The following is a 12,348-nucleotide window of genomic DNA, read 5'->3' on the forward strand; positions in this document are numbered from 1 at the left end:
TCATCGCCCGATCTTCGACGCGAGGTCTGCGATCGACTTCATGACCGCGTCCCTCACGCCGCCATCATAGAGCGAATGGCCGGCTTCTTCCACGATGCGAAGCTCGGAACCGGGCCAGACTTTCGCAAGGGCCTGGGATGTCGCGGGAGGACACAGCAGGTCATATCGACCCTGCACGATGATGCCGGGAATGCCGGCAAGTCTCCCCGCATTCTGCAGCAGCTGGTCGGCGGTCATGAAGCTGTCGTTAATGAAATAATGCGCTTCCATGAACGGGGTCCCCGGCAATGTGCGCCAGACGTTCAGCGCGGCGAGGTCGAGCCGCGTCCGTGCGGGCTTGTGCTCGGACAAGGTGCGCTCGGTATCGTGCCAGGCCTTCGCCGCCGGGCCATGCACGGCAGGGTCGGCATCGAGGATACGGCGCCAATAGGCACCCACCGGTTGGTCGCGCTCCTCGGGCGTCAGCACGCTCAGGAAATCCTCGTACAGCGCCGGATGGAATTGCGACAGGCGCGAGGTGAAGGCCGTCTCGACCTCCGCCCGCGTGCCGAGAAACGTCGCGCGCAGCGCAATGCCCGAGACGCGCTCCGGATGCGCCTCGGCGTAGGCGAGCGCCAGCGTCGCGCCCCAGGACCCGCCGACCACCATCCAGCGTGTGATGCCGAACTTTTCGCGGATCTTCTCCATGTCCGCGATCAGATGCGCAATGGTGTTGTGCTCGCGCGATCCCTTTGGCCGGCTGCGGCCGCAGCCGCGCTGGTCGAACAATACGGCGCAGAAACGATCGGGGTCGAACAGCCGGCGATGATCGGGCTGGCAGCCGCTGCCGGGCCCGCCATGCAGATAGACCGCAGGAATTCCGTCGGCGCGGCCGACACTCTCGACATAGAGCTCATGGCCGTCGCCGACATCGAGCATGTCGGAGGTCAGCGGCGCAAACGGATCGGCGCGCCTGACCGAACTGGCCGCGTCCGCGTCAGGCATCGTTCTCGGATTCCAGGGTGCCGCCAGCGAAATTGCGATACAGGAAACGGCTGGTCTCGCCTTCGGCCTCGGCTTCCGCCTGCTTGAAGATGGTCTCGTGCAGCGGCGACAGCGCGCAGGCCGGATCGGTATTGGCCGCATCGCCCGTCAGCGCGAAGGCCTGGCAGCGGCAGCCGCCGAAGTCGATCTCGCGGAATTCGCAAGACTTGCACGGCTCCTTCATCCAGCCGGTGCCGCGATAGCGGTTGAAGGCCTCCGAGTTCTGCCAGATCCAGGCGATCGAATGGTTGGAGCGCACCGATTCGAAGTCGAGCCCGGTGACGCTCTCGGCGGCATGGCACGGCAGCACCTTGCCGGCCGGCGAGATGTTGAAGAACTGCCGGCCCCAGCCGCCCATGCATTTCTTCGGCCGCAGCGCGTAATAGTCCGGCACGACGTAGTCGATCGTCAGCCGACCCTTGAGCCGCTCGCGCGCCTCCTCGACGAGGCGGGTGCACTCATCGAGCTGCGCCACCGTCGGCATCAAGGCGGCGCGGTTCTTCAGCGCCCAGCCGTAATATTGCACATTGGCGACCTCGAGCCGGTCGGCGTCGAGATCGAGCGCCATCTGGATCATTTCGGGGAGCTGGTGCAGGTTCTGCCGATGCATCACCGCGTTCACGGTGAGCGGCAGATCGAGCTCGCGCGTCCATTTTGCGACCTCGAGCTTCTTGCGGTGGCCGCCTTTGTAGCCGCCGACGCGATCGGCGAGGCCTTCCTCGATGCCCTGGAAGGAGATCTGCACATGGCAGAGCCCGGCATCGGCGAGATCGCTGAGCTTCTCGCGCGTCAGCAGCACGGCCGAGGTGATGAGATTGGTATAGAGCCCGGCGTCGCTGGCGTGCTTCACCAGCTCGACCAGGTCCTTGCGAGCGGTCGGCTCGCCGCCGGAGAAGTGCACCTGGAGCACGCCGATCTCGGCGAGCTCGCTCAGCACCTTCTTCCACTCGTCCGAGGTCAGCTCCTTGGCCGAGCGATCGAGCTCGACGGGATTGGAGCAATAGGGGCATTGCAGCGGGCAGCGATGGGTGATCTCGAGCAGCACGGCGAGGGGAATGCCGAACGTCTCCGCCGTCGAGCGCTGTTTCTCCAGCACCGCGAGGCTGTCGCTGGGTGGGATGGTCACGTCGCTCATGACGTCTTCTCCCTGATCTCGGTGAGAAAGCCCTTGTCGGCGAGATCCTGCAGCATGGCGATGACATCGGCGAGGATCGCCTCGCGCGGCGCGGAGTATTTCGCGGCCAGCTGATCGGCGATTTCGCCGACATTGCGCTGGCCGTCGCAGAGCTGCAGGACCTCGACTGCGATCTCGTCGGGCGCCAGCACCCGTTCCGGCGCCAGGATCACCCAGACCTGTCGCGTCTCGTCATATTTCAGCTTGGCATGCCGGGGCAGCACGGGGCGGCTTGCCTCGCTGACGCTGATGTTCCGCGGCCCGGCCATTGCTCTTGTCCCTCAGCTCGCCTTCCTAGTTTTCTTTGGGCACAAACGCGCCCGGCGGAATGTGGCCCTCGACATAGGCGTGCTGGAGCGCATCCAGCTGCACCCACAGCACGTTGGTCTTGAAGATCAGCGCATTGCAGACGGAGGCGCGCTCCTCCGGAGACCTCGCATGCGTCTTGACATAGTCGAGCGCGAAATTGGCATCGCGCGGCGCCTGGGTCAGGCGGCGCTTGAAGTAGCTCATGATGTCGGGATTGACGAAATCGTAATGCTGCAACATGCCGGCGATGCGCTCCTCATGGATGCTCGGCGCGAACAGCTCGGTGAGCGATGAGGCGATCGCCTCCAGCGGGCTCTTCTCGCGGCAGTAGTGAACATAGGCTTCCACCGCGAAGCGCGTCGCCGGCAGGATGCCTTCGGTGGATTCCACGTAAGCGGTGTCGAGCCCGAGTCCTTCGGTCAGCTTGATCCAGCGTTCGATGCCGCCTTCGCTGCCGACGTCGCCGTCATGGTCCTCGATGCGGTGGCGCCATTCCAGCCGCGTGGCGCGGTCGCGGAAGCGCGAGATCACCACCGCGTCCTTGATCGGGATCGTGCTCTGGTAATAGTAGCGATTGAGCGCCCAGGCCTGCACCTGGCCCTTGTTCAGCTTGCCGCCGTGCAGCAGCTTATGGAACGGATGCAGGCTGTGGTAGCGCGTCGCTCCGATATGGCGCAGCGCCGCCTCGAGCTCCTCCGCCGAATTGAGCCTGATATCCCTGCCGATCGAGAGCGCGGTCATTCCAGTCAGTGATGCGGCGTTCACAGCACGATCTCCGTTCCATCCGCGGGTATCTGCCAGCCCGCCTGCTCAGCGGCTTTGCGCTCGGGCGAGCCGGGCAGCAACGCCGGATTCGAGTTATTGATATGCAGAAACAGCTTCCTGTCGATATTGAGATCGGCCAGCCGCGCGATGGCGCCGTCGTCGCCGGACATGGCGACATGTCCCATGCTCCTGCCGGTCTTGTGGCCGAGCCCGGCTTTGATCATCTCGTCGTCGCGCCAGACCGTGCCGTCGAAGAACACCAGCGCCGCGCCGTCGATCTCGGCCTTGAGCGCGTCGGTCACCTCGGCGCAGGCCGCAATGAAGTAGAAGCACTTGCCGGTGGCCTTGTCGGTGATCCTCAGGCCCAGCGTATCGCCTTCGCCGCTCTCGCCGCCCGGATGCGCCTTGCCTTCCAGATACCAGGCCGACTTGCCCGGCACTGCGAAGGGCAGCACCTCCAGGCCGGAGCGCGCACCATCCGGCAGGCGGGGCTCGAATGGCTCATCGATTCCGATCGGCTGACGCCGCACGTGCTTCTCGTTCAGCACGTTGAAGATGCTGTTGCTGTCCAGAATCGCCAGCACTTTCTCATGCGCATAGATTGTGAACGGCGAGCTCTCGCGCATCGAGAGCAGGCCCGCCACCGCATCCACTTCGCCGTTGGTCAGGATCACGCCTGCAATCGGCGTGTGACGCAGCGCGCCCGCCTTGGGGTGCAGCTGTGGCGTGGCATTCAATTGCTGCCGCAGGTCGGGGGAGGCGTTGATCAGGAACCAGTGCTCGCCGTCGCCGCTGAAGGCCACCGAGGCCTGCGTCCTTTGAAGCTCGTGGCCGCCGCTACGGGCCGCCCGGCACCCCTCGCACCCGCAATTCCATTGCGGAACTCCGCCGCCGGCCCCGGCGCCCAGGACGACGACGCGAAGCATGATTCGTCTCCTGGAGGTAACGTCGCGAGGTGGATCTCAGACCGACACGAATCCTGTCTTCCGGAAACGTATTGTGACCGAAAGACGTCGGACCGAAAGATCCACCTGCGCAGAGCGCAATCTCACCAACCGCTTACTTGCGGGTGGCGCTCACATACATGTTGATTTCCATGCCGCAGGGCACTTCGATGATCTTCGGGGCTTTCCAGGCCATTTCGGCTCTCCATATTCGTGAATTCGGGACGTATCCGCCCGCTCGTTAGACTAATGCCGGCGGAGAACTTCGCCAGTGAAATTTTCCCGACCTAGGTAGTAGGCCGGCAGAATTGCTGCACTGCAAAGAGAGCGCATTGCGGCCGCAAAGTTGAGCGAATGCCGTACGCAAAATAACCGATAGGTCGTGATCCCTGTCGGGATAAACGAGTTGTGAGTATGGAATGGCTTCTATTCGGCTACAGGCGACCCCATGGATCAGGCATGCCCAGATATTTCTTCAACACCCGTATCGGCGACGAATTGATCGTGGATCCCGACGGCGAGGACCTGCGCAACCCCGACCGCGCCTGGGAGGTCGCTCGTCAGATGATCCTGGAGGTGGTGAAGTCGGAGGGTGCACAGCCGGCGCTGCTCGAGGCGGTCATCGAGGTGACCGACGATGATGGGGAAATCGTGCTGGAGTTTCCCTTCACGGAGGCCCTGCTGGACATGCCGGATCAGTCCGCGACGAGGCATTAGAGGCGCGCAAGGTGTGCTCCCTCTCCCGCAAAGCAAGCGGGAAAGGTTGCAGCGTGTCCGTGGTGAGACCTGTGCGGCACTGACATCCCTTCACCTCCGCGAAAACCGCATGGCTTTGCCGCGTTCCCGGCGCTAAAAGACGCCGATTACACGGAGCAAGCCATGCAAGATCTCTGGCGCCTGTCGGCCGCCGACCTCGTTACCCTCGTCAAATCCAAGAAGGTTTCCGCCAGGGAGGCTGCGCAGGCCGGCCTCGCGCGCCTGGATGCCGTCAATCCCCGCCTCAACGCGGTGATCGACCACCGGCCGGACGACGTCCTCAAACAGGCTGATGCCGTCGATGCCGCCATCGCGCGCGGGGAGGATCCCGGTGTCCTCGCCGGCGTGCCCGTCACCATCAAGGCCAATGTCGACCAAGAAGGCTTTGCCACCACCAACGGCCTAAAGCTGCAGCGCGACGTGATCGCGCGCGAGGACAATCCGGTGGTCGCCAATTTTCGTAAATCGGGCGCCATTCTGCTCGGCCGCACCAATTGCCCGGCCTTCTCCTATCGCTGGTTCACCACCAACCTCATCCACGGCGACACCAAGAATCCCCGCGACTCCTCGCTGACCCCGGGCGGCTCGTCCGGCGGCGCCGGCTCGGCGGTCGCGGCCGGCATCGGCCACATTGCCCATGGCACCGACATCGCCGGCTCGATCCGCTATCCCGCCTATGCCTGCGGCGTCCACGGCCTGCGTCCGACGCTCGGCCGTATCCCCGCCTTCAATCCGGCGCTGCCGGAGCGCCCGATCGGGCCGCAGATCATGGCGGTCTCGGGACCGCTGGCGCGCACGGTCAACGACATCAGGATCTCGCTCGAGGCGATGTCAGCCCGCGACATCCGCGATCCCTGGTTCGTGCCGGCGCCGCTGGAAGGCCCCGCACGGGACAAGCGCGCCGCGCTCTGCCTCAACCCGGGCGGCCTTGCCACCACGCCGGAGGTGAAGGCCGCGGTCAGCGACGCCGGCAAGCGGCTCGAACGCGCCGGTTGGACCGTCGATGTGATCGAGGACACGCCGCCGATGCGCGAGGCGGTGGAGTGGCAGATCAAGCTCTGGCTCGGCGACGGCTATGAGGCGCAGCTCGAAATGGCCGAGCGCGAGGGCGATCCCGGTGCGCTGGCCTGCCTGCGCGGCAACCGCGCCAGGGTCACCCCGATGGACCAGGCGAACTACGCCAAGGCGCTGACCCGAAGAGCCGCGCTGACCCGCGAATGGATGTTGTTCTTCGAGAAGTACGCCGTGCTGCTGACGCCGGTCTCCGGCGAGCTGCCGTTCCCGGACCATCTCGACCGCAAGGATGACGAATCCTTCAAGCGCGTCTGGGAGGCGCAGCTGCCGCAGATCGCCATTCCCTTCATGGGCCTGCCGGGTCTCGTGGTCTCCACCGGTCTCGTCGGCAAGGCCCCGGTCGGCGTGCACATCGTCTCCGGCCGCTACCGCGAAGACCTCTGCCTGCTCGCGGGCGAAGCGATCGAGGCCGGCGGCGTGCCGCCGTCGCCGATCGATCCCGTGGGCTAGCGATGACCGCCATTTACGACTTCAAGGCCAACTCGCTTGCCGGCGAGGAGGTGCCGATGAGGCATTTCGAGGGGCGGGTGTTGCTGATCGTCAACACCGCGAGCAAATGCGGCTTCACGCCGCAATATCGCGGCCTCGAGGATCTCTACCGCGATCTCTCGCCGCGCGGCTTTTCCGTGCTCGGCTTTCCCTGCAATCAGTTCGGGGCGCAGGAGCCGGGCCGGGCGAGCGAGATCCAGGAGTTCTGCTCGACCAATTACGACGTCACCTTTCCCCTGTTCGAGAAGATCGACGTCAACGGCGCCAATGCGCATCCTCTCTATGAGTACCTGAAACGTCAGCGATCCGGCCTCTTGGGCGCCTCCATCAAATGGAATTTCACCAAATTCCTGGTGGATCGTGCCGGCAAGGTGGTCGCGCGCTACGCGCCGACCGCACGGCCCGAAGGATTGCGACGACAAATCGAGACCCTGTTGTGAGCGAGACAATCATGAGCGACGAATTTCCGGACCGCCTGTCGGTCGACCCGAACAGCCCCTACTACAATGCCGACATTCTGGCGCGCGACGTCGGCATCCGCTTCAAGGGCATCGAGAAGACCAATGTCGAGGAGTACTGCATCAGCGAAGGCTGGGTCCGCGTCACCGCGGGCAACGCCAAGGACCGCCACGGCAACCCGCTGACCATCAAGGTGCACGGACCCGTGGAGCCGTATTTCAGGGATAAGAAATAGCTTGAGCTGAGCGCGCGCCTCTCTCTCCTCGTCATTGCGAGCGAAGCGACGCAATCCAGAATCTTTCCGCCGAGGCAGTCTGGATTGCTTCGTCGCTTCGCTCCTCGCAATGACGACAATAACCACCGAAAGCCCAACCCCATGTCCGTCCGCATCGTCGACGTCCGCGAGATCACCAAGCCGATCTCATCGCCGATCCGCAATGCCTATATCGACTTCACGAAGATGACGACGAGCCTCGTCGCCGTCGTCACCGATGTCATGCGCGACGGCAAGCGCGTCGTCGGCTACGGCTTCAACTCCAACGGCCGCTACGGGCAGGGCGGCCTGATCCGCGAGCGCTTCGCCGCGCGCATCCTCGAAGCCGATCCGAAGTCGCTGCTGGATGACGCCGGCGACAATCTCGACCCCGACAAGGTCTGGGCCGCGATGATGGCCAACGAGAAGCCGGGTGGACATGGCGAGCGCTCCGTCGCGGTCGGCACCATCGACATGGCGGTGTGGGATGCGGTGGCCAAGATCGCGGGCAAGCCGCTGTTTCGCCTGCTCGCCGAACGTCACGGCGTGACCGCCGATCCGCGCGTTTTCGTCTACGCCGCCGGCGGCTATTACTATCCCGGCAAGGGCCTGTCGATGCTGCGCGGCGAGATGCGCGGCTATCTCGATCGCGGCTACAACGTCGTGAAGATGAAGATCGGCGGCGCTCCGATCGAGGAAGACCGTAAGCGCATCGAGGCTGTGCTGGAAGAGATCGGCAAGGACGCGCAGCTCGCCGTCGATGCCAACGGCCGCTTCGACTTGGAGACGGCGATTGCCTACGCCAAGATGCTGCGGGACTATCCGCTGTTCTGGTATGAGGAGGCCGGCGATCCCCTCGACTACGCGCTGCAGGCCGCGCTCGCCGAATTCTATCCGGGCCCGATGGCGACAGGCGAAAACCTGTTCAGCCACCAGGACGCCCGCAATCTCATCCGCTACGGGGGAATGCGACCCGACCGCGACTGGTTGCAATTCGATTGCGCACTGTCCTATGGCCTGTGCGAATACCAGCGCACGCTTGAAGTCCTGAAGACCCACGGCTGGTCACCCAGCCGCTGCATCCCGCATGGCGGCCACCAGATGTCGCTCAACATCGCCGCCGGCCTCGGTCTCGGCGGTAACGAGAGCTACCCCGACCTGTTCCAGCCCTACGGCGGCTTCCCCGACGGTGTGCGTGTCGAGAACGGCCACATCACCATGCCCGACCTTCCCGGCATCGGCTTCGAAGGCAAGTCGGATCTCTACAAGGAGATGAAGGCGCTGGCGGAGTAGCCCGGCAACAAATTCCGTTATTGCGAGCGCAGCGAAGCAATCCAGAGTCTTTCCGCGGCGGCAGTCTGGATTGCTTCGTCGCAAGGGCCCCTCGCAATGACGGTCGGGTGCGAGCTGTGCCCCCTACGACAATCGCATATCCAGCAGCCTTCGTCCTTCGCTCTTCAGCAGCTTCTTCACAGCGCTCGACGCGACCACCTCGCCGTCATTGGCATAGGCCTCGTGGTTCTTCTCGATGTCGTCGAGGCGGTAGAGGTAGTTGACCATGATGCCCGCCGACTCGCGCAGGCCCTTCGGCGAGAGGTCCCCTAACCAGTTGATGCGCTCGAGCCTTGCGCCGTTGCCGAGATGGAAGCGGGCGACGGAATCGATCAGCCGGCCCTTCGGCGTGCGCGCCTTGAGGAAATAGTGCGCGGCGAGGGGCTCCAGCACGCTGCGCAGCAGCGCCGCCGTCTCCGGGCTCTCGAACCATTTGGGCTCGTCGAGACGCTTCAGCACCTCGCGGTCCTCGTCCGACAGCGGCAAGTCCTTGTCCTGCCTCACCCAGGCCATGAAGCCGGGCACCGGAGACAGCGTCACGAAGGTGTCGAGCTTCGGCAGTTCGCGGCGCAACTCTTCCACCACCTGCTTGATCAGGAAGCTGCCGAAGGAGATGCCGCCAAGGCCGCGCTGGGTGTTGGAGATCGAATAGAACACGGCGGTGCGCGCGCGCTCGATCGGCAGATGCTGGCGGTCGACCGCAAGCAAGGGCGCGATCGCGCCCGGCATCGTCTCGGTCAGCGCCACCTCGACGAAGATCAGGGGTTCGTCGACCATCGCAGGATGGAAGAAGGCGTAGCAGCGGCGGTCGACCGGATCGATGCGGCGCCGCAGGTCGTCCCAGTCGCTGATCTCATGCACGGCTTCGTAGCGGATGATCTTTTCGAGGATGTTGGCCGGGGTCGACCAGTCGATCCTGCGCAGCACGAGAAACCCCCTGTTGAACCACGAAGAGAGAAGGTGCGAGACGTCGCGGTCGAGCGCGGCGAGATCGGTGTGCCCGTTCATCATGCCGAGCAAATCGGCGCGCATGTTGACGAGATCGCCGGTGCCGCCCGGCGCGCGGTTGAGACGGCGGATCAGCTCCTGCCGCCGCGGCTCGGAAGCGAAGTGCAACGAGCTCGCATCCTCGTCGCTCGGCTTGGCGCGCCATTGCTCGATCGCCTTGGACAGGCGCTCCCGATCGGGGCCGAAATCGCGCACCAGTCCCTCGAAGAAGGCGCGGCGTCCCGCCGCATCCAGCTCGCGGTAGATGTCGAGCACCTCGCGCGCCATCGCGGTGCCGGAGGCTTCGCCCCGGCCCGACAGCAACGCATCGCATAGCTCGATCAGCCCATCGGCATCCCGCTTGGTGTCGGCGGAGTCCCCGCGGCGAAGCAGCGTGCGGCCGCGCTCGGAGATGGTGGCGAGCAGGTCGGAGAAGAAGGCATTGGCCATCTGGACTTTTCAATTCCGGTTTGTGCGTTGTCGAAGCTTACACGGGATTTAGGCGGAAGCCGATCACAATCAAGCGTCATTTTGATGGTGTGGCACGTCTCGTCAGTCTCTTTGGTCATGGCAGGGCTTGACCGGCCATCCATTCCAATTGCAAAGCCTTTTGCGAAGGGATGGACACGCCCGCGTGTGACGAGCTAACCCTTCCCCGCAAACTCCGTCGGCGTGCGTCCCGTCACCTGACGGAACGCGGCCGAGAACGCCGGCACGCTGGCATAGCCGAGCTGGGTGGCGAGCTGCTTCACCGACACGCTCGCATCCGTCGACAGCCGCTGGATCGCGGAGGCGATGCGGGCGCGCTGGCACCAGCTCTTGAAGCTCAGCTGCGTCTCGCTCGAAAACAACCGCGACAGCGTGCGCGCGGAGGTGCCGACCTCGCGCGCCAGGGTGTCGATGTCGTGCAGGCCGGTGGGGTCGTCAAGCACGATCATGGCGGCACGGCGGCAGCGCGGCTCGCGCGGCAGCGGCACGAAGGTCGCGGAATCCTCGGCCTGGTGCAATTCCAGCATCACGAGGCGCACCAATAGTTCGGTGCGCTCCTCGGTGTTGCGCGCGTCGAACAGCGCGAGGATCGCCTGGTGCAGCAGCGGCGACACCCGCACCACGAACTCCCTGGTCAACCCCTCATAGCGCTGCTCGCGCTTCAGCCAGGCGAGGTCGAAATACAGCGTGCGCATCTCGATGTCGGCAAGCAGGTCGAGGGCATGCTCGAGCCCGGCCGGCACCCAGACCGCGCGGTCCGGCGGCACCAGCCAGCGTCCCTCAGGCGTCGTCACCTGCATGGTGCCGCGTGCCGCATAGATCAGCTGCGCCTCGCGGTGCAAATGCGGGTCGATCCGCAGGCCCTTGGGATAGTCACGCGCGACCAGGTGCACGCCCGAGGGCGAGCGATGGTTGCTGCGGACCTCCCGCAGGATTGGCGTTTCCAAGACAGTCATTGGCGGCACCCCGTCATGGGGAGGACATATAACTCATTTCGGAGCAGGAGAGGATTCGGAATGAACAGCCCCAGCCGGGTGATCGGTTTCGTCAACGCAGGCCATTTCATCGACCATTATTCGATGCTGATCTTCGCCGCCGCCGTCATCATCATGGGGCCGGCGCTCGGCATGGCCTATTCGGAACTCCTGCCTTACGCGACGCCGGGCTTCGTCGCCTTCGGCGCGGGCTCGCTGCTGACCGGCTGGCTCGGCGACCGCTGGAGCCGCCGCCACATGATGCTGATCTTCTTCGTCGGCATCGGCGCCTCCATGATCGCGGTCGGCTTCGTGCAGACGCCCGCGCAGCTCGGCGCGGCGCTGCTTGCGATCGGCATCTTCGCCTCGATCTATCACCCCGTCGGCACGGCGATGATCGTGTCCTATGCCGAGAAGCTCGGCCGCGAGATGGGGCTGAACGGCGTCTGGGGCAATCTCGGCGTCGCCTCCTCGGCGTTGGTCACCGGCGTGATCGGCCAGTATCTCGGCTGGCGATCCGCCTTCATCGTTCCCGGTGTCGTCACGATCCTGATCGGCATCGCGTTCGCAATGACGGTCGTGCACGAGGACCGCAAGGGTTCGAAGCAGGCGGCAGCGCAGGCTCGCGTCGCCAGGCAGGACATGTGGCGCGTGGTCCTGGCCCTGCTGATCGTGGTGATCGCGATCTCCACGACATTCAACGCGGTCACCGTGGCGCTGCCAAAACTGTTTGCGGAGCGGCTCGCGGACCTCACGAGGAGCCCGGCGCTGCTCGGCGTCATCGCCGCCTGCGTCTACGTGTTCGGCGCGATGACCCAGTACACGATCGGCCGGCTGCTCGACCGCTACTCGCTGAAGACGGTGGCGTTGCCGCTGTCCTTCATGCTGGCGCCGTTCCTCTATCTGGCCGCCAGCCTGAGCAATCTGCCGCTGATCCTGGTCTCGATCGGCATCGTCATGGGCGCGTTCGGGCAGGTCACGGTGAACGATGCCATGGTCGGCAAGTACACCACCGAGGAGTGGCGCTCGCGCGCCTACGCGGTGCGCTATTTCGTTGGCTTCACCGCGGCCGGCGCCTCCGTCGGGCTCGTCGCATGGCTGTACGAGCAGGGCGGCTTCGTCACCATGCTGCACGCCTTCGCCGCCCTATGCCTGTTCGCGATCGCCGCCGCGCTGATCCTGCCGCGCGAGATCAGGACGCCGCAGACGGTGTGAGCGCGGCGGTCTCGTGTCCCGGACACGCTGCAACGCTCCCGGCGATGCGAAGCATCGTCCGGTGCGTTGCGGCGCAGAGCCGGGACCCGGAGGCCGCTCTCTCCG

The 12,348-nt window shown here is 65.0% G+C and carries 14 protein-coding genes; 6 read left to right on the top strand and 8 right to left on the bottom strand.

Translation table 11 applies throughout. The annotated features are described in order from the left end of the window. From pip to pqqA, 6 genes are all read right to left on the bottom strand, one after another. Positions 1-984, bottom strand: a complete 984-nt coding sequence (gene pip, locus EHH60_RS27635; RefSeq protein ID WP_124162546.1) for a prolyl aminopeptidase — start codon at positions 982-984, stop codon at positions 1-3. Next, the gene (pqqE, locus tag EHH60_RS27640; RefSeq protein ID WP_124162547.1) at positions 977-2,158 is read right to left on the bottom strand and encodes a pyrroloquinoline quinone biosynthesis protein PqqE; all 1,182 of its coding nucleotides are present in this window, start codon (positions 2,156-2,158) and stop codon (positions 977-979) included. Before pqqE ends, pip begins: the two co-directional genes overlap by 8 nt. Then, on the bottom strand, positions 2,155-2,466 hold the full coding sequence (gene pqqD, locus EHH60_RS27645; RefSeq protein WP_124162548.1) for a pyrroloquinoline quinone biosynthesis peptide chaperone PqqD: 312 nt from the start codon (positions 2,464-2,466) through the stop codon (positions 2,155-2,157). Before pqqD ends, pqqE begins: the two co-directional genes overlap by 4 nt. A 25-nt stretch (positions 2,467-2,491) precedes the next feature. Continuing rightward, entirely contained in the window at positions 2,492-3,247 is a 756-nt protein-coding gene (gene pqqC, locus EHH60_RS27650) for a pyrroloquinoline-quinone synthase PqqC (RefSeq protein WP_502697427.1), read from the bottom strand. Positions 3,248-3,267: 20 nt separating this feature from the next. Next, on the bottom strand, positions 3,268-4,197 hold the full coding sequence (gene pqqB, locus EHH60_RS27655) for a pyrroloquinoline quinone biosynthesis protein PqqB (RefSeq protein WP_124162550.1): 930 nt from the start codon (positions 4,195-4,197) through the stop codon (positions 3,268-3,270). A 133-nt stretch (positions 4,198-4,330) separates the two neighbouring features. Next, a complete protein-coding gene (gene pqqA / locus EHH60_RS27660) occupies positions 4,331-4,411 on the bottom strand; it encodes a pyrroloquinoline quinone precursor peptide PqqA (RefSeq protein WP_124162599.1) in 81 nt (26 codons plus the stop codon). A 263-nt stretch (positions 4,412-4,674) separates the two neighbouring features. Here pqqA and EHH60_RS27665 point away from each other — a divergent pair, with 263 nt between their 5' ends. The 5 genes from EHH60_RS27665 (at position 4,675) to tarD (ending at position 8,539) form a co-directional block, all read left to right on the top strand. Beyond that, positions 4,675-4,932, top strand: coding sequence for a DUF6894 family protein (locus EHH60_RS27665; RefSeq protein WP_124162551.1), 258 nt, complete (start codon positions 4,675-4,677; stop codon positions 4,930-4,932). A gap of 162 nt (positions 4,933-5,094) precedes the next feature. Further along, positions 5,095-6,495 (top strand): amidase family protein, encoded by a 1,401-nt coding sequence (locus tag EHH60_RS27670; RefSeq protein ID WP_124162552.1) that lies wholly within the window; start codon positions 5,095-5,097, stop codon positions 6,493-6,495. Between the two features lie 2 nt (positions 6,496-6,497). Then, complete coding sequence (locus tag EHH60_RS27675) at positions 6,498-6,974, top strand: glutathione peroxidase (protein ID WP_124162553.1); 477 nt, start codon at positions 6,498-6,500, stop codon at positions 6,972-6,974. A gap of 11 nt (positions 6,975-6,985) precedes the next feature. Beyond that, positions 6,986-7,228: a DUF3297 family protein gene (locus EHH60_RS27680; RefSeq protein WP_029674077.1), complete on the top strand. Its 243-nt coding sequence runs from the start codon at positions 6,986-6,988 to the stop codon at positions 7,226-7,228. Between the two features lie 141 nt (positions 7,229-7,369). Beyond that, on the top strand, positions 7,370-8,539 hold the full coding sequence (tarD, locus tag EHH60_RS27685; protein WP_124162554.1) for a D(-)-tartrate dehydratase: 1,170 nt from the start codon (positions 7,370-7,372) through the stop codon (positions 8,537-8,539). Between the two features lie 123 nt (positions 8,540-8,662). Here the strand turns inward: tarD and EHH60_RS27690 are convergent, their stop codons facing one another. Then, entirely contained in the window at positions 8,663-10,015 is a 1,353-nt protein-coding gene (locus EHH60_RS27690) for a malonyl-CoA decarboxylase (RefSeq protein ID WP_124162555.1), read from the bottom strand. Between the two features lie 194 nt (positions 10,016-10,209). Continuing rightward, a complete protein-coding gene (locus EHH60_RS27695; protein ID WP_199752078.1) occupies positions 10,210-11,010 on the bottom strand; it encodes an AraC family transcriptional regulator in 801 nt (266 codons plus the stop codon). A 60-nt stretch (positions 11,011-11,070) separates the two neighbouring features. Here EHH60_RS27695 and EHH60_RS27700 point away from each other — a divergent pair, with 60 nt between their 5' ends. Then, entirely contained in the window at positions 11,071-12,243 is a 1,173-nt protein-coding gene (locus EHH60_RS27700) for an MFS transporter (protein ID WP_124162557.1), read from the top strand. Positions 12,244-12,348 lie beyond the last annotated feature (105 nt).

Origin of the sequence: Bradyrhizobium sp. RP6 (assembly GCF_003837805.1) — a bacterium.
Lineage (GTDB): Bacteria > Pseudomonadota > Alphaproteobacteria > Rhizobiales > Xanthobacteraceae > Bradyrhizobium.

Bases quoted from the DNA above. Each gene is read 5' to 3' on its own strand.
- EHH60_RS27690 (WP_124162555.1), bottom strand. From the start codon at position 10,015: ATGGCCAATGCCTTCTTCTCCGACCTGCTCGCCACCATCTCCGAGCGC.
- pqqD (WP_124162548.1), bottom strand. From the start codon at position 2,466: ATGGCCGGGCCGCGGAACATCAGCGTCAGCGAGGCAAGCCGCCCCGTG.
- pqqE (WP_124162547.1), bottom strand. From the start codon at position 2,158: ATGAGCGACGTGACCATCCCACCCAGCGACAGCCTCGCGGTGCTGGAG.
- EHH60_RS27680 (WP_029674077.1), top strand. From the start codon at position 6,986: ATGAGCGACGAATTTCCGGACCGCCTGTCGGTCGACCCGAACAGCCCC.
- pqqC (WP_502697427.1), bottom strand. From the start codon at position 3,247: ATGACCGCGCTCTCGATCGGCAGGGATATCAGGCTCAATTCGGCGGAG.
- EHH60_RS27665 (WP_124162551.1), top strand. From the start codon at position 4,675: ATGCCCAGATATTTCTTCAACACCCGTATCGGCGACGAATTGATCGTG.
- pqqA (WP_124162599.1), bottom strand. From the start codon at position 4,411: ATGGCCTGGAAAGCCCCGAAGATCATCGAAGTGCCCTGCGGCATGGAA.
- EHH60_RS27695 (WP_199752078.1), bottom strand. From the start codon at position 11,010: ATGACTGTCTTGGAAACGCCAATCCTGCGGGAGGTCCGCAGCAACCAT.
- pip (WP_124162546.1), bottom strand. From the start codon at position 984: ATGCCTGACGCGGACGCGGCCAGTTCGGTCAGGCGCGCCGATCCGTTT.
- EHH60_RS27700 (WP_124162557.1), top strand. From the start codon at position 11,071: ATGAACAGCCCCAGCCGGGTGATCGGTTTCGTCAACGCAGGCCATTTC.
- tarD (WP_124162554.1), top strand. From the start codon at position 7,370: ATGTCCGTCCGCATCGTCGACGTCCGCGAGATCACCAAGCCGATCTCA.
- EHH60_RS27675 (WP_124162553.1), top strand. From the start codon at position 6,498: ATGACCGCCATTTACGACTTCAAGGCCAACTCGCTTGCCGGCGAGGAG.
- EHH60_RS27670 (WP_124162552.1), top strand. From the start codon at position 5,095: ATGCAAGATCTCTGGCGCCTGTCGGCCGCCGACCTCGTTACCCTCGTC.
- pqqB (WP_124162550.1), bottom strand. From the start codon at position 4,197: ATGCTTCGCGTCGTCGTCCTGGGCGCCGGGGCCGGCGGCGGAGTTCCG.